The following is a 21516-nucleotide window of genomic DNA, read 5'->3' on the forward strand; positions in this document are numbered from 1 at the left end:
TTCAGCAAGTGCCGGCCTGGATGTCGGGCATCATGCGGTCAGTCGAACAACTCTTCGAAGAATGATTTCTTCCGCTTCGGATAGCGGTGACCGTGCGAGCGGGAATAATCGTCATCGCGGCTCTGGCCATGTTGTGGCTGGGAGAATGCTGCCGGCTGTGGCTGCGGCGCGGGCGCCGCTTCCCTGCCGGAACGCTCGATGATCTTGTCGAGTTCTCCTCTATCAAGCCAGACGCCGCGGCACTGCGGACAGTAATCGATTTCGATACCCTGGCGTTCGCTCATCACGAGCGCGACGCGGCAGGAGGGGCAAACCATACCGAGGAGGGAAGTAGATGTCATACGGGGCTCCAAACCGAAAGGAATGAGCCCGCTTGACCGAAAGAGTGGAAACGGGCCCGTTAAAGCGGTCCGACATCACAATCGCCAAAAGCGACAGTCAGAGGGGCCCGGCCCGCACCGAACAGTTAGGGATGCAAAGCCGCGGCTTCAAGGCCGATATTGCCCTGCAAGAATGATTTGTTCGCCAGCGTTGCTCAGGCAGTCACCACGATTCAAATCGTCACCACGATCTCAGATCGTCACTACGATCTCAGATCGTCACCACGATCTTGCCGAACTGCTCGTTCGACTCCAGGTAGCGGCGCCTCGACGATTTGGTCGAACGCGAAGGTCCTGTCGATGATCGGCCTCAGCGTCCCGTCCTCCAGACCTTCGACGATAAACGCCTTGGCGGCCTCGAGTTTCACAGGGTTGCCGGTGATCTCGTGGACGAGGTAGCCGCGCAGTGTCAGCGTCTTGCTCAGCACCGCTGGCAGCGGGAATGGCGTCGGCTCGCGGCTGAGACCGCCATATTCGATGAGGATGCCGCCACGCGACATGGCCGCTGTGAGTGGCTCGAAGATCGGGCCGCCGACCGCATCGAACACGACGCGCACGCCTTCAGGCCCTGCGATCTCATTCAGCCGTGCCGCCAAATCCTCCTCGGCCAAGGTGACGACTTCAGCCGCGCCGGCGTCGAGCAGGGCCTGCCTCTTCGCCGATGTCCGCGTCACCGCAATCGCTGTTGCACCGACCCTGTTGGCGATCTGGATTGCCGCAAGCCCGACGCTGCTCGAGGCCGCGGTGATCACCACGTGGTCTCCGCTGTGCAGCCCGGCGATATCGATCAGCGCGCCATAGGCGGTGAGATACTGCATCCAGACGGCCGCTGCCGTCTGCCAGTCGAGCGACGGCGGATGCTGACGACAAGTCCGGCGGGGTAGGTGGCAAACTCGCCATAGGCCGGCCAGCGGATCATCGATTGCGGCGGGATGACACTGACGCTGTCGCCCGGCGCGAAATCCCTCACACCGTCGCCAATAGCCTCGATGACGCCCGCTGCCTCAAGGCCAAGCCCCGAGGGGAGCGTCGGCGTCTCGATATAGGAACCCGCGCGCAGCAGCGCTTCGGCGCGATTGAGGCCGAGTGCCTTGACCCGGATTTGAACTTCGCCCGAACCCGGTGGGGAAAGCGCGACATGCTCGATGCGCAGAACCTCGGGGCCACCATGCTGGTGAAAGCGAACTACGCGTGTCATTCGGGATACTCCAAATCATCTGAACCGAATGAGCTATGCAGCCGGTCTTGCCAGGGATAAATGGCTGTAAGAGAAGAACAGTAGAAACCAGGAGTTTTGAATATGGATCGGCTTGAGAGCATGGCCGTGTTCGTCAAGGCGGTCGATCTCGGCTCGTTCGCGGCCGCGGCGGTCGCGCTTGATCTCTCCGGACCGATGGTCGGCAAGCATGTCCGGTTTCTTGAGGAGCGGCTGGGCGTGCGGCTGCTCAACCGGACCACGCGACGGCAGAGCCTGACCGACTTCGGCCGCGCTTACTATGAACGCTGTCGGGTGGTGCTGGCCGAGGCCGAAGCCGCCGATGCGCTCGCCGCCGAACAGTTTTCGGAGCCACGTGGAAAACTGCGGGTCACCATGCCGGCGCATTTCGGGCGCCATTGCGTGACCCCCGTGTTGCTAAAGCTGGCCCGTCAATATCCGATGCTGGAACTCGACCTGTCGCTCACCGACCGCTTCGCGGATATTGCCGAGGACGGCTACGATCTCGCAATCCGCACCGGCACTCTTGACGACAAGGTGGGGGTGATTGCGCGTCGCGTCGCGCGTCAGGGCATGGTCGTCTGCGCGGCACCCTCTTATCTCAGAATTCATGGCGAGCCGCAGCGGATCGAGGATCTCGCCGACCATCAGGCGATTGTCTACCGCCGGCTCGGCCAGGTCGTTCAGCCGTGGTTGTTTGTGCGCGAGGGGCAACCCACGCTCGAGATCACGCCAACCGGACGGCTGCGGCTCGACGATCTCGATGCCATCGCTGACGCGGCCGCCGACGGCATGGGGCTGGCCTGGCTGCCCTGGTGGCTGGTACGCGACCGCATTCAGGCCGGCGCGCTGATGGCGCTGTTGCCGGACCAGCCGCGATATCTCTACGACTGCCACGCGCTTTGGCTGCAGACACCGCATCTGCCGCTGAAGGTGCGGCTGGCCGTCGATGCGCTGGCCGTCGCCTTGCCGAAATCGATGGCCTGATTGCCAATCGCCGCCGCTCAGTTGAGATCGCGCCGATACTCCTTGACCTCGCTGCGGTCGACGATCCGCTCGTCTCCGTCATGGGCAGTGATGTGGGTCTCGATCCGCCAGACGTCGCGCAGCGCGCGCACCGTCGCCGTCACTGAAAGGCGCGCCTGCCAGTCGCCGCGGCCATAGGATTTTTCCCAGGTGCAGGTGCCGACCGCCGAGGTCGGGTCGTCGGGGTGAATGGAGAACCGGTCGACATGCTTCGCTGAAAGGACGATTCCCGTATGCGGATGCCGCACCGTGCCGCCATCATTGACGACTTGGTAGACGGTCTCGCTGGTGACCTGGTCTGTCGAAACCGAGCGCTGAAAACCGTCGCCCTTGGCCAGAACCTCCTGCTCCATCGGCGCGGCGCTTTCCGGAGCCAGGAAGGCCCCCAGCGTGTCGTCCAGCTTCTGCGGCGCGCGCACCGGCAGGATCAGCCGGCTGTCCCCGCAATGGATCGACAGCGTCGCCTGCTCGGCGGTCGGAAAGACGATCGGCCAATGCGATGTCGCCAGTGCCAGCCGGATACGCTCGCCAGCCTCGAAACGCTGCCCGCAACAGCGCAGCTTGATGCGGACGGTCTCCGCCCGGCCCGGCACCATGGGTACGATGTCCAGATCATCGTTGCGATGGCTCAGATTGAGGATGCCGTAGCTGATGCGCGAGGCAGCACCTTCCGGGAACACTTGCGACAGCGTGGCGGACAGAAGCGCAACCGGCTTGTCGGAGGAGAGCTTGACCTCGAATTCGGGAAAACCGAGGATCTCGACCGCTTCGGTCAACGGCGCCGTCTCGAAGATCAGGGCATTGCCTTCTTCCGTGCGTTGGTCGACCGGCAAGGTAGGCATGACGCCATAACCGCACCAGGCGCCGGACGACAGGCCGGCCGTCTGCGGCGATGAAATCTCCAGGATCGTGTCTTCGCCCCTGGCCTCGCTCAGCACATGCGGCGCAAGGTTCAGCACCTTTTCGCCGACCCCCGGCCCCGGCCAAGCCGGCTCGGCGACCCAGCGGCCGGGCCGCTCGTCATAGATCGCCGCCGGCCGTGCGGGATCTTGAATCCAGGCGCGCAGCATCGGCTCGTCGGCAATGCCGGTGTTTATGCCCTTGAGATATTGATCCCACCAGCGCAGGCACTCCTGCAGGAAGCCGATGCGCGGTCCTGGCATGGCGAAGTGCGGATATTTATGGCCCCAGGGTCCAATCAGCCCTTTGCGGGGACCGCTTAGCTTTTCCAGCATCCGGAAGATCGGATTGGGGTAACCGTCGGCCCAGCCGCCCACGGCGTAGACCGGGATTTCGACATCGGAATAATCCTCGCAGATCGAACCGTGCTTGTAGAAATCGTCGCGGCGCTGGTGTTCAAACCAGTCCTGCATCCAGATGCCATTGCCATTCAGCCGTTGTTTCCAAAGATCGCGCCAGCGGTCGCCGACAATGAGCGGGTCGGGCGGGGTCATGGCGATGGCCCAGGCGGTGGTTCCCCACATCAGATTGTCGCACATCATCGCGCCGCCGAGATAATGCACGTCGTCGTTATAGCGGTCGTCGGTCGAGCACAGCGAAACGAGGGCTTTCAGCGCCGGCGGCCGGCGGGCCGCGACCTGCAGCCCGTTGAAGCCGCCCCAGCTGATGCCGATCATGCCGACGCTTCCCGAGCACCAGGATTGCCTCGCCAGCCATTCGATGACCACCAGGCAGTCATCCTGCTCCTGCTTCAGATACTCACCCTTGCACAGCCCTTCGCTGTCGCCCGAGCCGCGCATGTCGACCCGCACGCCGGCATAGCCGTGACCGGCGAAATAGGGATGCGTCAGCGCATCGCGCTCCACCGTTCCGTCACGCTTGCGATAGGGCAAATATTCGAGGATCGCCGGCACGGGATCGCTCTCCGCGTCTTCCGGCAGCCAGACACGCGCCGCCAGCTTGACGCCATCCGGCATCGGAATCCACAAATTCTCGATCTCGCGGATTTTGCGCGGGAAATCGGTGACGACGCGGATATCTTGCATGGCGGCTCCTCTCAACGCCCCGGCCGACACTTGCGCCGGTGGCGATCCTTATGTGTTCAGCGGGAAATGGCAGGTCAGACGGCTGTCGCCGACCGAGGCCGGGACGGGGACATCCAGCGCGCAACGGCCCTCGGCCTGCGGGCAGCGTGTGTGAAACTCGCAGCCTGAGGGGCGCGCCAGCAAGGACGGAACGTCAGCCGGCAGCGTGATGCGCTGATGCACCCTGTCGGGATCAGGCTCGGGATTGGCGGAGAGAAGGGCCGCCGTATAGGGATGATGCGGGGCGCGGAAGATCGCTTCGGTTTCGCCCTGCTCGACGAAGCGCCCGAGATACATCACCGCCATGCGGTCGGCGATCTGGCGCACGACATGCAGATTGTGGGTGATGATCAGCATCGACAGGCCCATGCGGTCGCGCAGGTCGTTGAGCAGGTTCAGCACCTCTCCCTGCACGGAGACGTCGAGGCCGGCGGTCGGCTCGTCGGCGACGACCAGCACCGGGTCCAGCGCAATCGCCCGCGCTACGCCGACGCGGCGCGCCTGGCCGCCAGATAGCTGGTGCGGGTAGCGGTCGGCGAAATCGCGCGGCAGCCCGACCAGCGCAAGAAGCCGTGTGACTTCAGCGTTGAGATCGCGATCCGACAAACCGTGGATGACGAAAGGCTCCGACAGCAGCGAGCGCACGCTGAGCCGCGGCGACAGCGATCCGACCGGATCCTGGAACATCATCGGCATGCGCCGCCGCACCGGTTTCATCGCGGCGTTGGACAGGCCTTGCAGTTCCTGTCCTTCGAACACGATCGTGCCTGCTTTCACCGGCTGAAGACCGTTGAGGGTGCGCGCCAGCGTCGTCTTGCCCGAGCCGGATTCGCCGACCAGCGCGAAGGTGCTGCCTCGTTGAAGCGTGAAGCTGACGCCGGAGACCGCTTCGATTTCGGTGGCCCGCCCCGCGAGCCTGGCGGACAGGCCGCCAACCCGGAACGAGACGCGCAGGTCGCTGACACGGAGCAGGTCTTCGTTCATGCGCTCATGGCCCCCAGTGGAACGTCCGCGTGCCAGCAATGGGCGATATGAGATCCGCCGACAGGGGCGCTGGGAGGCGTCGTCAGGCATTGGGCGTCGGCGCGATCGCAGCGCGGCTGGAAGACGCAGCCGCTTGGTCGGCGGCGCAGGTCCGGCAAGGTCCCGGCAATCGTCGGCAGCCGGGGCACACGCTGCGACAGCCGGGCGGGATCGCAGGCCAGCAGCTTCTGCGTGTAGGGATGGCGGGCGTCGTGGAAGATCTCGCGGGTCGTGCCGCTTTCCACGACCTCGCCGGCATACATCACGATCATCTCGTCGCAGAGTTCGGCGATCACGCCCAGATGATGCGAGATGAACAGCACCGAGCAGCCGATGTCGCGCTGCAGATCCTTGAGCAGTTCGATGGTGGCCACCTCCAGCGTCGCATCGAGCGCCGTGGTCGGCTCGTCGGCGATCAGCAGCGCCGGCTCCATCATCAGCGCCATGGCGATGGCGATGCGCTGCTTCATGCCGCCGGAGAATTCGTGCGGAAACTGTGTCAGCCGGCTTTCCGGATCGGGAATGCGAACCTTGCGCAGCATGGCGACCGAGCGCGCATCCTTGTCCCGCTTCGACAGACCCGAGCGATACTGGATGTCGCGCATCTGCCGCCCCACCGACAGCACCGGGTTGAGCGCACCCATCGGGTCCTGGAAAACGGTAGCTATCCTTTGGCCGCGCAAGCCGCGCATCGCCGTGGGGTCAAGCCGGGCGAGGTCTTTGTCGCCCTCGAAGATGATCTCGCCCGATAATATCTCGCCATTGTCGGCGAGCAGGCCGAGAATGGCGTTGATGAGCGTCGACTTCCCGCAGCCGGATTCGCCGACCACGCCAACGCTGCGGTTGGCCGCCACGGAAAAACTCACCTGCTTCAGCGCCTCCAGTCGCCCACTCTCGGTGTGGAAGGCGACGCTCAGATCCTTGATCGCGAGAACCGTCATGACCGCCCCTTCAGCCGGGGATCGAAGAGGTCGCGCAGCGTCTCGCCGAAGAAGGTGAAGCCGAGTGTGGTCAGCACGATGGGCAGGCCGCCGGCAATCACGATCCAGTAGGAATCGCGGATGTTGGCAAAGCCGTCATTGAGGATCGCGCCCCAGCTCGGCGTTGGCGGCCGCACGCCGAGCCCGAGGAAGCTCATGCCGGCCTCGATCGCCACCACCACGGGAATGTCCATCGATATCAGGATCAGGATCGGGCCGATGATGTTGGGCAGGATATGGACGCGCAGGATACGGCCGGCACTGGCGCCCATCGAGCGCGCCGCCATGACATGTTCGGCCGACTTCAGCACCAGCGTCTGCGTCCTGATGATGCGGGCATAGCCCGGCACATTGACCAGCATCACCACCAGCACCACCGCATAGAGCGAGGGGCCGAACAGGGTGACCAGCGTCAGCGCCAGCATGACGGTGGGAAAGCTCTTCACGGCGTCGAAGATCAGCAGCAGCACATTGTCGAGCCAGCGCGGCCCATAGCCGGCGATCAGCCCGAGCACCACGCCGACGACCAGCGACACCGCTGTCGCGCCCAGCGCGATCAAGAGCGCGACGCGCCCGCCATAGAGCACCCGGGTCAGAAGATCACGGCCGAGGTGGTCGGTGCCGAGCAGATGCAGCAGGCTCGGCGAAGCGAAGCGTTCGGCCGGCGATATCTTGCTCGGCGCATAGCTGGTCAGCGCGCTGGCAAACACAGCCGACAGCACCACCAGCGTCACCAGCGTCAGGCCGACGGCGCCGAGCGGCTCGCGCATGATGCCGCGCACGGTGCGCCACAATCCGGACAACCGGCTGCCGCCGGAAGACAGCTCAGTTGAAACTTGATCTGACACGGGGATCCAATACACCGACCAGAATGTCGGCCGCTACGTTGACGAGGACGAAGAAGACCGTGGTGACCAGCACGGCTCCGGAGACGATGGGGTAGTTGCGCACCGAGATCGCCTCATAGACCAGCTTGCCGATGCCGGGGCGGGCGAAGACGATTTCGGCGAAAACGGAAGACGACAGCATGTGGCCGATACCGACGCCGAGCAGGGTGATCGTTGGCAGCACGGCAATGCGCAGCGCGTAGGTGTAGACGATCCGGTGCTCTGTCAGGCCGAAGGCGCGCGCCGTGCGGATATGGCTGGCCTCCAGCGTCTCCAGCATCGAGGCGCGCACCATGCGCGAGATGTAGCCGATCCAGCCAAGTCCGACCGCCAGCGACGGCAGGATGAGGTGCTGGAGCCGGCTGGCGAGGTCGCCCGGTTCGCCGGCGCCGATCGCCGGCAGCCATTGCAGTGCGACCGCGAACACCAGCAGCGAATAGATGGCGACGACGAAGGACGGCACGGCGATCATCGCCACCGAAAGAACCCCGATCACCTGATCGACAAAGCCGCCTCGGCGCACCGCGGCGATACAGCCAAGCGGGATGCCAAGCGCCACCGACCAGGTGATGCCGCCGACCACCAGCGCCAGCGTGAACGGAAGCTGCTCGATCACCACGTCCAGCACCGGGCGGTTCGACAGAACCTCGGTGCCCAGGTCACCGCGCAGGACCGATCCGTAGAAGTGCAGGAACTGCCGCCACACCGGCTGGTCGAGGCCCATGCGTACGCGCAGCGCCTCCATCATCTCCGGCGTCGCGCGTGGCCCCAGCGCGACGGAGGCCGGGTCGCCGGGAATGAGGTAGACCATGGCGAACATCATCATCATAGCGACGCTGATGATGATGGCGCCAAGCCACAAACGCTTGAGGGCGTAGCGGATCATTTTCGGTACCTGTCGGACGGTCTGTGGCCGGGGCGAGCCCCGCCCGCCGATATCATGCCGGTTTGAAGTCGGTGAACACGGGTTCGCCGTTCGGCTTCAGGCCGGCCACAAGCGTGTCTCGATTCATGATGCCGGTGACCTCATGCGTCAGGAAAACGTAGTTGCCGTTCTCCTCCATCAGGTCCTGCAGCTTCTTGTAGATGACATCGCGTTTTGCAGGATCGAGTTCGACCATGCCTTCGGCGTTGAGCTTGTCGAATTCCTCGCTGGAAAAACGCTCCCAGTTCCAGACGCCGATCTGGTCGCGCGTAAACCAGGCGGTCGCCCAGCTCGGGTCCGGCTGCATGGAGAAGCGGCTGATGATCATCTGCAGCTTCTTGTAGTAGTCGCCTTCCTTGGCGCCAAGCGTCCAGAAGGTGCCGCTGTCGTTCTGCTTGATCTCCACAGTGAGACCGACATCCTGCAGGTTCGACTGCACGACCTGCGCCGCGGTCAGCCGCTCGGTCTTGTTGAGGATGTCGAGCGTGATCGTCGTGCCGGCCAGCCCTTCCTTGGCGATCATGTCGCGGGCGCGGTCCGGATCGAAATCGAACAGGTTCTTCTCGCGATGGCCGGGCAGGCCGGGCGCGATGATGCCGGTAGCGGTTGCCGCGGCGCCGAAATAAGCGGCGTCGACCACCGCCTTGCGGTCCACCGCGTACTGCACCGCGCGGCGCATGTTGGGATTGTCGAAAGGCGCGACATCCTGGTTCATGCCAAGCCAGACAAAGGCCAGCGACGGCTTCTCGACCACGGTCGTCTTTGGCGGCGGCGTCTGCTTCAGGCGCGAGATCGAGGAGACCGCGGTCCAGGTGTAGTCGAGGTCGCCGGCCTCATAGCCAAGTTCGGCGGTCTTCTCATCCTCGATCGGATGGATGTGGATTTCCGCGAAGGCGCCCTGCTCGTACTTCCAGTCGGGATTGCGCACCAGCACCGTGCGCTGCTTGGGCAGCCATTCCTTCAGGATGTAGGGGCCCGACTGGGCCACCGGCTTGACGCCCATCTTGCCACCGAGCTCGGTGATGGCGCGCTTCGACAGGATGGTGCCGGACGGCGTCGGCAAGGTCGACGTCCACAGCGGCGCGAAGGCCTGCTTTAGGTGGATCAGCCCCGACAGCTTGTCCTTGATTTCGACTTCCTTGAGCGTTGCCCAGTCGCCGGAATAGGGGCTCTTGTTGGCGGGGTCGGCGATGCGTTCGATCGAAAACTTGACGTCTTCGGCCGTCATCTGGCCGTAGCCATCGGTGAAGCCGATATTGTCGCGCAGCTGGAAGGCGACGGTCAGCGGATCGAGCTGCTTGATCGTCTCCGCCGCCATCGGCCGCCAGCCCCAGCTGTCTCCCGGCGTGGTGACGACGAGGCCTGCGAAGATGACGCTGGTGATGTCGCCTTCAGGCGCCGCCAGCCGGAAGCAAGGGTCGAGCGTCTGGATGTCGGCGTAGGATCGCACCTTGAGGATCGGCCCGTCGCTCGACCAGGAAACTTTTGGATTGACCATTGAGGCGAGGCCGAAAGCGCCGGCTCCGGCGAGCAAGCTGCGGCGCGAAACCCTGGTGTCGGCTAGAATGGACATGCTCTACCCCTCTGCTGTTTTCGTTGTCTTGTTTTTCAGGCCGCGGGCCATTCTCCAAGCCGGGCCGAATGTACCGGTCCGCTAAAACTGCTAATAATAGACATCTATGTCTAGCGAAAATTTTGCCAGCATGTCCGAATCTTGGATACGGACGATCTTGCGGAAAATCTCGACGTCTGTTCCGACCCCGCCGGCGCGTGGGCAAGCAGGCGGGCGAAATGTGATCGCGCACACGGTGCGGCCTGGCCCGCCATTCGATGGGGCCTGGATCAAGAGCTGTTGCGGAGATGCGCGTCTCCGCTGCCGTTCACTTCCAGATTTCAGCCGCTAGGCGCATGAAATTGCCGCCCAGGACATCGCGCACCGTCTGCTCGGACTGGCCGCGGCGCAGAAGAACCTCGGTCAGTTCGCGCATCTGACCTGGCGCCGCGTAGGTCGTTGCCCCCTCCGGATATTCGCTCTTGGGCCAGAATTGCGGATTGTCGGAAATGATACGGTCGATGCCTTTGACGTCAACGGGGAAGGCGTAGTCCAGCCCGATGCCGACATGATTTGGGCCAGCCATGTCAACGAGATATTCGATGTGGTCAGCCAGCCTGTCCGAGTCCGTGCGTCCCTCTCCCAGGAAACGATTGAGCCCGACAATCGCGACGATGCCGCCGGTGCGCGCGCAGGCCTTGATCTGCTCGTCGGTGATGTTGCGGCCATGGACGCACAGGGCCTTGGCGTTGGAATGCGAGAAGATCACCGGCCGGTTGGAATATTCCATCACCTCCATCGAGGTGCGATAGCCGGTGTGGGTGACGTCGACGAACATTCCGAGACGGTTCATCTCGTCGATGACCTGGCGGCCGAACGCCGTCAGGCCGGTCTCGACATCGTGGCAACCGCCGCCGGCCAGGTTGTTCCTGTTGTAGGCGAACAGGATCTGGCGCACGCCCAAATGGTGATAGAACTCCACCATCTCGATGCGGCCGTCGAGCGCGTTCATGCCCTCGATGTCGAAGGTGATCGCCAGTTTGCCCTCAAGCTTGGCCTTGCGGATTTCCGCGACGGAGGAGACCAGCGTGTAGTGCTCAGGATTGGCAAGGATCCAGTGGCGGAAATTTGCCAGCGTCCGCACGGTCTGCTCCCAAGGCAACAGGTCGAAGCCGACATCGATCGACAGATAGTCGACGCCGGCGTCGCGCCAGATCTGCAGATTGTTCAGGTCCGCCGCTGGGTCCGGCATGAAGCCGGAATGCGCGTCCCATATGATTTCACTGTCGAAAATGGCCTGGGCGGCAGTCGAAACGCTCACTTTTCCTCACTCTCTCGGTGACACCAACATAGCGGAAGGCCGGATCAAGCGGCGTTCCGGACGTGTGATCCAGATGCAGTGCGCATCAAGTATCAGGCCACAGACACATGTGTCTAGACAGCTCCGAACGGGCCTGTATGGTCGCCGTCGCTGCATGTCGCTCCGACCGGACCATCGGCAAAAGGGAGAACAAAGATGAGCTCAAACGGAAGCCATGGCGGGAGCGATAGCAGGCATATCGCCGTGATCGGCGGCGGCATTATCGGCTGCAGCGCGGCTTTCCATTTGCTGCGGTCCGGCGTGCGCCAAGTGACGGTCATCGATGCCGGCCAGCCGGGTGCCGCGACCACCAGCGCCGGCGCGGGCTTCGTCTCCCATTGGTCCGCCGGCATGATCCCGCTCGGTGAAGAAGGCCTTCAACTGCAGCAATATGGCCTCGATTTCTATCGCAGGCTGCACGAGGTCGGCGTTGAGATCGGTTATCGGCCAAACGGCACCTTGATCATGGCGCTGACCGAGGACGGGCGCGAGCGTTTCGTCCGACCGGTGCTGGACTCTCCCTATGCCCCACCGGAAATGCAGGATTTGAACGCTACGCAGATCGGGCAGAAGATGCAGGGCCTCATCGATCCGGCGCGGGTCCATTCGGCTGCCTACAATCCTCACGGCATCCAGCTCGACACCAAGCTGGCGATGGGGGTACTGACCGGCCAGATCAGCGAGTTGGGCGGCGTATTCCGCAGCAACACACGCGTGACGGCCGTCCATGATGCCGGCGATCGGGTGACCATCGAGACCGATCAGGGCAGCCTTGAGGCTGACGGCGTGATCGTTGCCGCTGGCGCATGGAACAACCAGGTCATATCGGGCCTCGGCTGGAAGTTGCCGCTGCTGCGCGTCGTCGCAACGCGCATCGTCACCGACGATCGCGGGCTGCCATCGACCATTCCCACCGTCCAGTGCCGCGAATTGCGGCTGTGGCTGCGCGAGACATTCGGCGCCGTCATGTGGGGAACCGGCCGGCATTACAAACCTCTCTACAAGACCGACGACAACGAGATCGAACCTGGCCAGCCGCACAATATCGAGCTGATGCGGGAGACCTCCGAGCAGGAGCTTGCCGAGCTGCAGACTGTGTTCCCGCCGCTGCGCGGTTCGACGATCGCGAGCTGGGCGCAAGGCGTGCCGTGCTACACGCCCGACAACGGCCTTGTCGTTGGCAAGGTGCCCGGCAGCGACAATGTCGTGGTTGTCGGCGGCGACAATGAGAGCGGCGTCACCCATGGACCGGGTCTTGGCCGGCTCTCCTGCGAGCTGGTCCTCGGGCAGACCCCGTTCGTTTCCGCCGAGCGGTTCCGTGTCGATCGCTACGCCTCCGATGCCTTCAAGTCGGAAGCCGAGATCGAGGCCGCCATGCCGGCCTGGGGCGCGCGTCATGAAGCGTCGCGGTTTGGTCGCGAGGCCTGATCTGTCAGCTGTCACTGACGCTGACTTGTCAGCTGTCCCCGACGCTTGCCTGCAAGCTGTCGCCGACGCTGCCGAGCAGCGCCTGCGCCACCGCCCTGACCACCGAGCCGGCATTCTTCCGCATGACGATGTGGAAGGAACCGGCATGGCGACGCGAGGTCTTGGTCAGCCGGACGAGCTGGCCGCGGCGCAGATGCTCGTCGGCAAACCCCGCCCAGGCGAGCGCAACTCCGCGCCCGGCGATGGTTTCATGGATCATCGACATGTAGCTGGTGAACCGAGGCCCATCGAGTTTCCGCTCGGTTCCGATCCATGACTGCCAACTGTCGATCGCGCCCGGCGGCGTCACCTGGTGCAGCAGCGGCACCGCCAGGAAAGCCTCTGGCTCCTCCGAGGCGAGCGCCGGATAACGCGTCAGGAACGCCGGCGCGCAGACCGGGAACCATTCGCCCTCGAGCAGTTTTTCGGTCACGAATTCGGACCATTGCCCGGCTTCGCCGAAACGGATCGACAATGCCACCTCGGGTTGGTCGAAATCCCGGTAGTCGGTGGATGTCTGCAAAAGCACCCGGCCATCGGCCACCTGCGATGTGATGAGAGCGAAGCGCGGCATCAGCCATGCCTGCGCGAAGTCGTGGCTGCAGCCGACCACGAATGTATCGCTGTCGTGCGCGGTCAAATCATCGACCGCTTGCCTGATGGTGCCAAGACCCTCGCGGATCGCTTCGGCCAGCGTGTTGCCGGCCCCGGTGACGGCGACGCGGTTGCCCTTGCGCGTGAACAGCTCGACCGACAGCTGACGCTCGAGATTGGCGACATGCCGGCTGACCGCCGATTGGGCGATGTTGAGCTCCTGCGCGGCCAGCGTCAGCCCGCCATGCCTGGCGGCAGCCTCGAAGACGACCATGGCGTTCAGCAGGGGAAGCGATGTCTTGAGGGTTTTCACGATCCGAACCTGCATTCATGCCTTTTCGATATGAAGGTCTATCATATCTGTATTTGCTGCAAGCCTTTCCGCATCGCACACTCTATCGAAACATCATTCTAACGCCAGCGAGCAGAAAGGTGTTTGCCGTGCAGGCCTACACACCGAACAGCCAGCCTATCGACAGAAGCGAGACCGTCAGGCTGATCGACCGGCAACGTCCGGACTGGTCGCTGGAACAGGCCTTCTATGCGGACCCGGCGATCTTCGCGCTGGAACGGGACTTGTGGTTTCCGCGCCAATGGATGCTTGTCGCCCATGCCAGCGAGGTTCCCGAAAAGGGCCGCTACATCGTGCGCCAGCTGTTCGACGAGGAGATCATCGTCGTGCGCTTCGGCGATGGCGAGGACGACATCGCGGCCTACTACAATGTCTGCACCCATCGCGGCTCGCGGCTCTGCGCCAAGGATGGTCGCGGCAAGCTTCTGGTCTGCCCCTACCATGCCTGGTCGTTCAGGCTGACCGGTGAATTGCAGTCGCGGCAGGACCTACCGGCAAGCGTCGATCCGGAAGCGCTGGGACTGCACCGCGTGCCCTCGAAATGTTTCGGTGGCCTCGTGTTCTGCGGCCTCGATGGCAACTCGTTGCCCGATATCCAGCCTGTCGCGGACGGGCTGACCGCCGGGTTGTGCGAAAACGGCCTCGACCGTGCACGCATCGTCGCGCGCAAGAATTATCTGACCAAGGCGAACTGGAAGCTGGTGCTCGAGAACTTTCTCGAATGTTATCACTGCCGGCCGGCTCATCCCGAATATTACCGCGTCAACGGCCATGTCAAAGTGACAGCGACCCGCGACGCCGACAAGGCAGTTGCGTGGCAGAACGAAATCGAGGCCTGGCACAGCGTCATCGGCGATGCCGAGTTCCACAAGGGTGCGTGGCAGGCTGGCGACCTCGACACGATGCCGTTTGCCATGCACCGCAAGCCGATCGGCTCCGGCCGCAACACGCTCTCCAATACGGGTGAGGGGGTCTCGTGCCTGATGGGCGGCCGTCACGCCTATGATGGCGGCGAAAGCGGTTTCCGCCTCGGACGCCTGTCGTTTGCAAGTGCTGCCAATGACTATGTCACGCTGTTCCAGATGATACCGCGCAGCGCCACGGAAACCGACGTCATCCTGACCTGGCTCGTCGACAAGGATGCCGATGGCGACGTCGATTCCGATGCGATCAGCTGGATGTGGGACGTCACCACGGTGCAAGACAAGAAGATCACCGAAGACAATGCCGACGGCATCATGTCGCGCGCTTACCGGCCGGGCCCCTATACGCCGCTGGAAAGCCAGACCTCGTTCTTCGTGCAGACCTATCTGTCGGAACTGCGTTCGCTGATCACCGGCACGCGCGGCGCGACCGTCAGCCAGTGGTCTGCGCCGAAGGAACTTTTCGCATCGCCGAAAGCGGCGAGCTGCAACACGCGGCTCTGACCCGCGGCCGAAGATGCCTCTTTGAGGCGTCGCATTCCGATGCCATATGAAGGTGGCCGATGGAATGTTGCGGGAGACGGTTTATGACCAAAGGTTCGGATCTGTTCGTCGCGGCCCTTGAGAACGAAGGGGTCGAACGGATTTTCGGCATTCCGGGCGAAGAAAATCTCGATATCGTCGAATCCATCCGCCGCTCCTCGATCCAGCTGATCCTGACCCGCCACGAGCAGGCAGCCGCTTTCATGGCCGCCACCTATGGCAGGCTCACCGGCAAGCCAGGTGTGTGCATCACCACCCTTGGCCCAGGTGCACTCAATCTTTCGACCGGTTCGGCCTATGCGCTGCTCGGCGCGATGCCGATGATCATGATCACCGGCCAGAAGGGCATCCTGTCATCCCGGCAGGCGCGCTTCCAGATCGTCGACATCGTCGCGGCGATGAAGCCGCTGACCAAGCTGTCGCGCCAGATCGTCTCGCCGAAGATGATCCCCTCGCTAGTGCGCGAAGCTTTCCGTGTCGCCCAGGAAGAGCGTCCCGGCCCCGTGCATCTTGAACTGCCGGAAGACATTGCAGCGGCCGAGTGTGAACCGGTAGCACTCGTGCCGACGCACCCGGTCGAACTGCCGCTGGCCAGCCCGGGCGCGCTTGATCGCGCCGCCCGTATGATCCTGGAAGCCAAACGTCCGCTGCTGATGTTCGGCGCGGCGGCGTCGCGGCCGCGCGTGACCCCCGATGTCGCGCAGTTCGTGCTGCGCACGCAAATTCCCTATTTCACCACGCAGATGGGCAAGGGAACCGTGCCCGGCGGCACGGAGCTCTATATGGGAAGGCAGCCCTTTCGGAGCGCGACTATGTGCACGAGGCCATAGAACAGGCCGATCTGATCATCACCATCGGCCACGACACGGTGGAGAAGCCGCCCTTCATCATGGGGGCGAAGGGGCCGAAGGTCATTCATGTCGGCTACCATTCAGCCGACGTCGAGCAGGTCTATTTCCCGCAAGCCGAAATCGTCGGCGACCTCGGTCCTTCGCTGGCGCTGCTGGCCGACCGCATCGAGGGCAAGATCCCCAACGCACAGGCCCTGCTGCCGCTGCGGGAAGGCATTCTGAGCCGGATCGCCGCGCGCGCCACCGAAGATCGCTTCACGCCGCAGCGCATCGTGCATGACGTGCGCGCCGTGATGCCGCCGGACGGGATCCTCGCCCTCGACAACGGCATGTACAAGATCTGGTTCGCGCGCAACTACCGGACGCGCATGGCAAACACGATCCTGCTCGACAATGCGCTGGCCACCATGGGCGCAGGCCTGCCGTCGGCGATGATGGCGGCACTGCTCTATCCCCAGCGCCGTGTCATGGCCATCTGCGGCGATGGCGGCTTCATGATGAACAGCCAGGAACTGGAGACCGCCGTCAGGCTCAAGCTCAACCTCGTCGTTCTGCTGCTCGAAGACCATGCCTATGGCATGATCCGCTGGAAGCAGGCGGTCGATGCGTTCCCGGATTTCGGCATGACCTTCGGCAATCCCGATTTCGTCAAGTATGCCGAGGCCTATGGCGCCAGGGGGACCAGGGTTGCGGAGATCGCCGACTTGCGGCCGGCGCTTGAACAGGCCTTCACCGGCGGCGGCGTGCATCTCGTCGTCGTGCCCATCGACTATTCCGAAAACACCAGGGTGCTTGTCGACGAACTGCGCGAGCGGCTGCCGGCGCCGCAGACGCCCTGACGGCAGCGACAAAGCTGCCGTCAGGATTTGCGTTGAGCGCTGCCGAAGCTCCTACACCTTGCAGTAAGGCGTTACCGGCGCGATGGTGCCGAAATCCTTGACGATTTCGTAGCCGATGCCGTCGGCCGCCGCCTTGCCCACATAGGAATGGCACAGTGTGTGGTTGTTGGTGGCGTCAACGCGAATCTTGCCTTGCGGTGCGTCGAATTCGATCGACGGCAGCGCCGCCAGCACATCGTCGTCCTTCAGCGATCCGGCCTTCTCGGCAGCCAGCGCGTAGAGATGCAGGCCGTTGTAGCCGGCCTCGCCGATGCCGTTGACCATCTTTTCCTGGCCGAATTTTTCGCGGAAGCTCGAGATGAACTTCTTGTTGACAGGATTGTCGAGCGCCATCCAGTAGGGCTGCGGCGCGTAGGTGCCGGCGGCGACGCCGGGCGGCAGCGCGTCCTTGTTGAAGACCTCGTCGAGCGGTGCAATCAGCGGCTGCTTGATGTCGAAGCTGCGATACTGCTTGAGCTGGGTGACGGCGTCGTTGCCGACCACCATCGACCAGACGACATCGGGCTTCAGCGACTTGATCTTCTGGAAGGCCGGGCCGAAATCGGTGGTGCCGAACGGATAGTAGTCGGCGCCGATGATCTTGCCGCCGGCCTTCTCATAGGCTGCCGTGATCGCCTCGGTCATCTTCTGCGGCCAGGCATAGTCGGAGGCCATGACGTAGATGGTCTTGCCGAGGGTCTCGGCCACCCACGGCATCATCGGGTCGACTTGCTGCATCGGGATCGGGCCGGTGGCGACGAAGTAGCGGTTGCATTCGCCGCCCTCGAAATTGGTTGGGTAGAAGAACAGCTTCTTGGCCTTCGAGGTCACCGACAGCGTAGCACTTCGCTCGGGCGAAATGATCGTGCCCATGATCACATCGACCTTGTCTTCGTTGATGAGCTTGCGCGCCTTGTCGATGGAACCCTTGGTCGTGGTCTGGTTGTCCTCGATGAACAACTCGACCTGGCGCCCGCCAATGCCGTTGGCGGCGTTGAGCTCGGCTGCGGCGAGCTTGTAGCAATTGAGCAGCGTCTCGCCGAGGATCGCCTGCAGCCCGGTGATCGGAATCGACAGGCCGACCTTGACGGTGTCGGCGGCGCGCAGGATCGACGGCGCACCGACCATGGCGAAAGCGGCCGCGGCGCCGCCGGATTTCAAGACAGTTCTTCTGCTTATCATTGTTGTGTTCCCTTCCAGTCCCAGACGCGCCCCATGCACGCCTTACAAGTCAACAAGCTCCCAGGCGCGCTTCAGGCGGGCCTTATAGGGCCAACAGATCCTTCAGCAGGGTCTCGTCGGCGAACGCCTCCGGCGCGCCTTCATGGACGATCCTGCCCTTCTCCATCACCAGGCAGCGGTCCGATGCCTTGAGAACGAGATCGAGATTCTGCTCGACCAGTACGATCGCGATGCCGCGTTCGCGCGCGATGCGCGGCACCAGCTCGGCGATCGACTGCACGATGTTCGGCTGTATGCCTTCCGAAGGCTCGTCGAGCAGCAGCACCGACGGCAGGCCGCAGAGCGCGCGGCCGATCGCCAGCATCTGCTGCTGGCCGCCTGAAAGCGTGCCTGCGATCTGTGCTTCGCGTTCGCGCAGGATTGGAAAATAGCCGAAGATGTCGGCCGGAATGCCGCCGTCGCCACGGTCCTTGGCAGCGCGGGTGCCGACCTCCAGGTTTTGCCGCACCGTCAGCTGGTTGAAGATCCCGCGCCCCTGCGGCACATGCGCAATGCCTGCCCGCGCGCGGCGGAAGGCCGGCGCGTTCGTGAGGTCCTTGTCACCGAGAACCACCGCGCCACCGCTCGCTCGCAAGCCGCCGGCGATGACGCGCAGCAGCGTCGTCTTGCCGGCGCCGTTACGGCCGAGCAGGCCGACGACTTCGCCCGGCGCGACACTGAGGTCGATGCCGTTCAGCACCGGGAGCGGGCCGTAGCCGGCCGACACCGCCATTGTCCGCAGCATGATCAGCGCCTCCCCAGATAGACATCGCGGACCATTTCGTCGGTCTCGATGTCATGGAAAGGACCGCTGCGGAGGCGGCGTCCCTGATGCAGCACCAGCGTCTCGCAGTTCAGCGCCCGTACGAAGCGGATATCGTGTTCGACGGCGACGATCGAGAACTCGCCCTTTAGGCGCAGCAGCATATAGGCCGTCGCCAGCGTCTCCTGCGGCGTCATGCCGGCGGTGGGTTCGTCGAGCAAAAGCAACCGCGGCTCGATTGCCAGCGCCATGCCGATCTCCAGCCATTGCTTCTGGCCATGCGCGAGTTCGCCGGCCGGTGTGGCAGCGCGATTGCTCAGCGCGACCAATTCCAGCAATTCGCCAACCGGGCGCACAGGCGAGGGCGCCCCCCAGCGGGCGACCTTCACATTGTCTTCCACCGAGAGGCTCGGGAAGACGGACGGGATCTGGAACTTGCGCGCGATGCCGAGCCGGGCGATGCGATGCAGCGGCAGGCCGGCTATGTCGTGGCCGAGGAAGCGCACGCTGCCGCTGGTCGGGCGCAGCGTACCGGTCAACACATTGAGGAAGGTGCTTTTGCCGGCGCCGTTCGGGCCGATGATGCAGCAGAGTTCCTTGTCGCGTACAGTGAGGTTCAGGGCCTCCAGCGCCTGCAGCCCGCCAAAGCGGATGCCGACATTTTCGGCCTGGAGCAGGATGTCGCTCATTGTGCGCGCCTCCCGCCTTTGAACAGGGCTTTCAGTCGCGCGTAGATCGACAGGATGCCGTCCGGAAGGACGAAGACGATGATGACGAAGACACAGCCGAGCAATAGCGGCCACAGGCTCGGGTTGAAACTGCTGATCGTCTGCTGCGCACGCTGGATGAAGATGGCGCCGAGCACCGGCCCCAGCAGCGTGCCGCGCCCGCCGACCGCCACCCAGACGATGACTTCCGTCGACAGAAGCAGTCCGGACAGATCCGGTGCCACCAACCCCGCCATGCAGACATAGAGCGCGCCGGCAAGGCCGGCGATCGCCGCCGACAGGACGAAGGTGACGAGCAGCCGCAACGGCGCATTGTGGCCGAGCGCTGCTGCCCGGACTTCATTGTCCTGTATGGCGGTCAGCACCGTACCCCAGCGGCCACGGCTGATCGACCACAGCGCCAGCACGGTCACCGCGACGATGGCCGAGACGAAGATGTAGCTGGGCAGGTCCTGGCTGAGATCGACGTGCAGCCCGCCGACATCGAAGGCAATCGGCGGAATGCCGATCAGCCCGCTGTCGCCGCCGGTGACCGAGCTCCAGGAGACCGCCGCCTGCTGGCAGATGACGCCCATGGCCAGCGTGACGATAGTGAAATAGCTGCCACGGATGCCGCCGAAAAACAGGAAGTAGCCGATGATGGCGGAGACCAAGGCCGCACCGGCCACCGCACCGATGATGCCAAGCAGGCTGGCGAAGGAGATCGCATCGTTGAGCGTGATCAGCGCCATGATGTAGCCGCCGATGCCGAAAAACGCAGCGTGGCCGAAACACAGGATTCCAGTGCGGCCCCAGAAGAAGTCGAGGCTCGCGGCGAACAGGCCGAAGATCAGCGCGTCGCGGATCACGGTCAGCTGATACCCGCCGACAAAGAACGGATAGATGATCGCGAGCGCCACGCAGGCGGCGAAGATCAGCAGCCAGTTGCGGTCGCGGGCGATCATCGCGACGCTCCGTTGAACAAGCCGTTGGGCCGAAGCCGGACAGCGACGATGGCCGCCAGCAGCACGACCGCCTGCGCCAGCGACGGCGAGATCTGATAATTGAGGATGCTGGTCAGCCCGCCGACGAAGACGCTGCCGGCGACGAGGCCGCCGATCGAGCCGACGCCGCCGACAATGACGACGAAGAAGGCGTTGGCGAGATAGTTCACCCCCATCTGCGGCAGCACGATCGCCAGCGGCGCGACCAGTCCGCCGGCGAGCCCGGCGATGGCCGCGCCGAAGGTGAAGGCGATGGCGTAGGTGCGCCGCGTGTTGATGCCGACGCCCTCGGCCATTTCGCGGTTCTGGATGACGGTGCGGATGTCGAGACCGAAGGACGTGCGGCTGATCAGCAGGATGACGCCGAGCAAGGTCAGCATGGCGATGCCGATCAGGATCAGCCGATAGGCCGGGTAGACGGTGAAGAAGAGGTCGAGCGTGCCCTCGATAGGCGGCGTCACCGGCTTGGCGCCGAGACCGAAGATCAGTTCCAGCCCTTGCTGCAGGATCAGGCTGACGCCCCAGGTGGCAAGCACAGTTGAGACCGGCCTGGAATAGAGATGGCGGATGATGGCGAATTCGAGGATGCAGCCGATCACCGCGCCGGCGATGGGGGCAGCCGCCAGCCCTAGCCAGAACGAGCCACCCATGCTCTGGACGAAATAGACCGCGAAGGCGCCGACGGTGACGAACTCGCCATGTGCCAAATTGGTCACGTTCATCAGGCCGAAGCTGATCGCCAGCCCGAGCCCGACCAGCATCAGGATACTGATCAGCGTCAGCGCATTGAGCAGCGTGGTGATGACAAAATCCATCGCG

The 21516-nt window shown here is 63.8% G+C and carries 17 protein-coding genes and 2 pseudogenes; 4 read left to right on the top strand and 15 right to left on the bottom strand.

Annotated elements, in window-relative coordinates; genetic code table 11:
* Nucleotides 1–38: 38 nt before the first annotated feature.
* Both P3C39_RS14340 and P3C39_RS14345 read right to left on the bottom strand, forming a co-directional pair.
* Entirely contained in the window at nt 39–341 is a 303-nt protein-coding gene (locus P3C39_RS14340) for a zf-TFIIB domain-containing protein (protein ID WP_024502504.1), read from the bottom strand.
* Nucleotides 342–591: 250 nt separating this feature from the next.
* Nucleotides 592–1578, bottom strand: a pseudogene (locus P3C39_RS14345) (zinc-dependent alcohol dehydrogenase family protein).
* 102 nt (nt 1579–1680) lie between these two features.
* Here P3C39_RS14345 and P3C39_RS14350 point away from each other — a divergent pair.
* A complete protein-coding gene (locus P3C39_RS14350; RefSeq protein WP_275953846.1) occupies nt 1681–2583 on the top strand; it encodes a LysR family transcriptional regulator in 903 nt (300 codons plus the stop codon).
* Nucleotides 2584–2600: 17 nt separating this feature from the next.
* On the opposite strand, the gene P3C39_RS14355 is transcribed toward P3C39_RS14350, so the two are convergent.
* The 7 genes from P3C39_RS14355 to P3C39_RS14385 form a co-directional block, all read right to left on the bottom strand.
* On the bottom strand, nt 2601–4628 hold the full coding sequence (locus P3C39_RS14355) for a CocE/NonD family hydrolase (protein WP_275953844.1): 2028 nt from the start codon (nt 4626–4628) through the stop codon (nt 2601–2603).
* 48 nt (nt 4629–4676) lie between these two features.
* Nucleotides 4677–5651 (bottom strand): ABC transporter ATP-binding protein, encoded by a 975-nt coding sequence (locus P3C39_RS14360; protein WP_013533007.1) that lies wholly within the window; start codon nt 5649–5651, stop codon nt 4677–4679.
* Nucleotides 5648–6631, bottom strand: a complete 984-nt coding sequence (locus tag P3C39_RS14365) for an ABC transporter ATP-binding protein (RefSeq protein ID WP_275953843.1) — start codon at nt 6629–6631, stop codon at nt 5648–5650. The genes P3C39_RS14360 and P3C39_RS14365 overlap by 4 nt, the downstream gene beginning before the upstream one ends.
* Nucleotides 6628–7473 (bottom strand): ABC transporter permease, encoded by an 846-nt coding sequence (locus P3C39_RS14370; RefSeq protein ID WP_082826413.1) that lies wholly within the window; start codon nt 7471–7473, stop codon nt 6628–6630. The genes P3C39_RS14365 and P3C39_RS14370 overlap by 4 nt, the downstream gene beginning before the upstream one ends.
* Before the next feature lie 22 nt (nt 7474–7495).
* The gene (locus P3C39_RS14375) at nt 7496–8443 is read right to left on the bottom strand and encodes an ABC transporter permease (RefSeq protein WP_063171563.1); all 948 of its coding nucleotides are present in this window, start codon (nt 8441–8443) and stop codon (nt 7496–7498) included.
* 52 nt (nt 8444–8495) lie between these two features.
* Nucleotides 8496–10055, bottom strand: a complete 1560-nt coding sequence (locus P3C39_RS14380; RefSeq protein ID WP_275953842.1) for an ABC transporter substrate-binding protein — start codon at nt 10053–10055, stop codon at nt 8496–8498.
* A gap of 307 nt (nt 10056–10362) precedes the next feature.
* Entirely contained in the window at nt 10363–11355 is a 993-nt protein-coding gene (locus tag P3C39_RS14385; protein ID WP_275953841.1) for a membrane dipeptidase, read from the bottom strand.
* 195 nt (nt 11356–11550) lie between these two features.
* Here P3C39_RS14385 and P3C39_RS14390 point away from each other — a divergent pair, with 195 nt between their 5' ends.
* A complete protein-coding gene (locus P3C39_RS14390; protein ID WP_275953840.1) occupies nt 11551–12822 on the top strand; it encodes an FAD-binding oxidoreductase in 1272 nt (423 codons plus the stop codon).
* A gap of 28 nt (nt 12823–12850) precedes the next feature.
* Here P3C39_RS14390 and P3C39_RS14395 read toward each other — a convergent pair whose 3' ends face one another.
* Nucleotides 12851–13783: a LysR family transcriptional regulator gene (locus P3C39_RS14395; protein ID WP_275953839.1), complete on the bottom strand. Its 933-nt coding sequence runs from the start codon at nt 13781–13783 to the stop codon at nt 12851–12853.
* A gap of 113 nt (nt 13784–13896) precedes the next feature.
* Between P3C39_RS14395 and P3C39_RS14400 the strand changes: the two genes are divergently transcribed.
* Complete coding sequence (locus tag P3C39_RS14400; RefSeq protein ID WP_275953838.1) at nt 13897–15234, top strand: aromatic ring-hydroxylating dioxygenase subunit alpha; 1338 nt, start codon at nt 13897–13899, stop codon at nt 15232–15234.
* 149 nt (nt 15235–15383) lie between these two features.
* Nucleotides 15384–16960, top strand: a pseudogene (locus tag P3C39_RS32915) (thiamine pyrophosphate-binding protein); the annotation flags it as partial.
* Between the two features lie 54 nt (nt 16961–17014).
* Here the strand turns inward: P3C39_RS32915 and P3C39_RS14415 are convergent.
* The 5 genes from P3C39_RS14415 to urtB all read right to left on the bottom strand — a co-directional run bounded on the left by P3C39_RS14415 (nt 17015) and on the right by urtB (nt 21512).
* A complete protein-coding gene (locus tag P3C39_RS14415) occupies nt 17015–18163 on the bottom strand; it encodes a substrate-binding protein (RefSeq protein WP_346016441.1) in 1149 nt (382 codons plus the stop codon).
* Nucleotides 18164–18266: 103 nt separating this feature from the next.
* Nucleotides 18267–18968 carry an ABC transporter ATP-binding protein gene (locus P3C39_RS14420; protein WP_013532996.1) on the bottom strand — a complete coding sequence of 234 codons (702 nt, stop codon included), beginning with the start codon at nt 18966–18968 and terminating at the stop codon, nt 18267–18269.
* 2 nt (nt 18969–18970) lie between these two features.
* Nucleotides 18971–19675: an ATP-binding cassette domain-containing protein gene (locus tag P3C39_RS14425; RefSeq protein WP_275953836.1), complete on the bottom strand. Its 705-nt coding sequence runs from the start codon at nt 19673–19675 to the stop codon at nt 18971–18973.
* Nucleotides 19672–20658, bottom strand: coding sequence for a branched-chain amino acid ABC transporter permease (locus P3C39_RS14430; protein ID WP_024502520.1), 987 nt, complete (start codon nt 20656–20658; stop codon nt 19672–19674). The genes P3C39_RS14425 and P3C39_RS14430 overlap by 4 nt, the downstream gene beginning before the upstream one ends.
* Complete coding sequence (gene urtB / locus P3C39_RS14435) at nt 20655–21512, bottom strand: urea ABC transporter permease subunit UrtB (protein WP_013532993.1); 858 nt, start codon at nt 21510–21512, stop codon at nt 20655–20657. The genes P3C39_RS14430 and urtB overlap by 4 nt, the downstream gene beginning before the upstream one ends.
* Between the last annotated feature and the right edge of the window lie 4 nt (nt 21513–21516).

Origin of the sequence: Mesorhizobium sp. XAP4 (assembly GCF_029269325.1) — a bacterium.
GTDB lineage: Bacteria > Pseudomonadota > Alphaproteobacteria > Rhizobiales > Rhizobiaceae > Mesorhizobium > Mesorhizobium ciceri.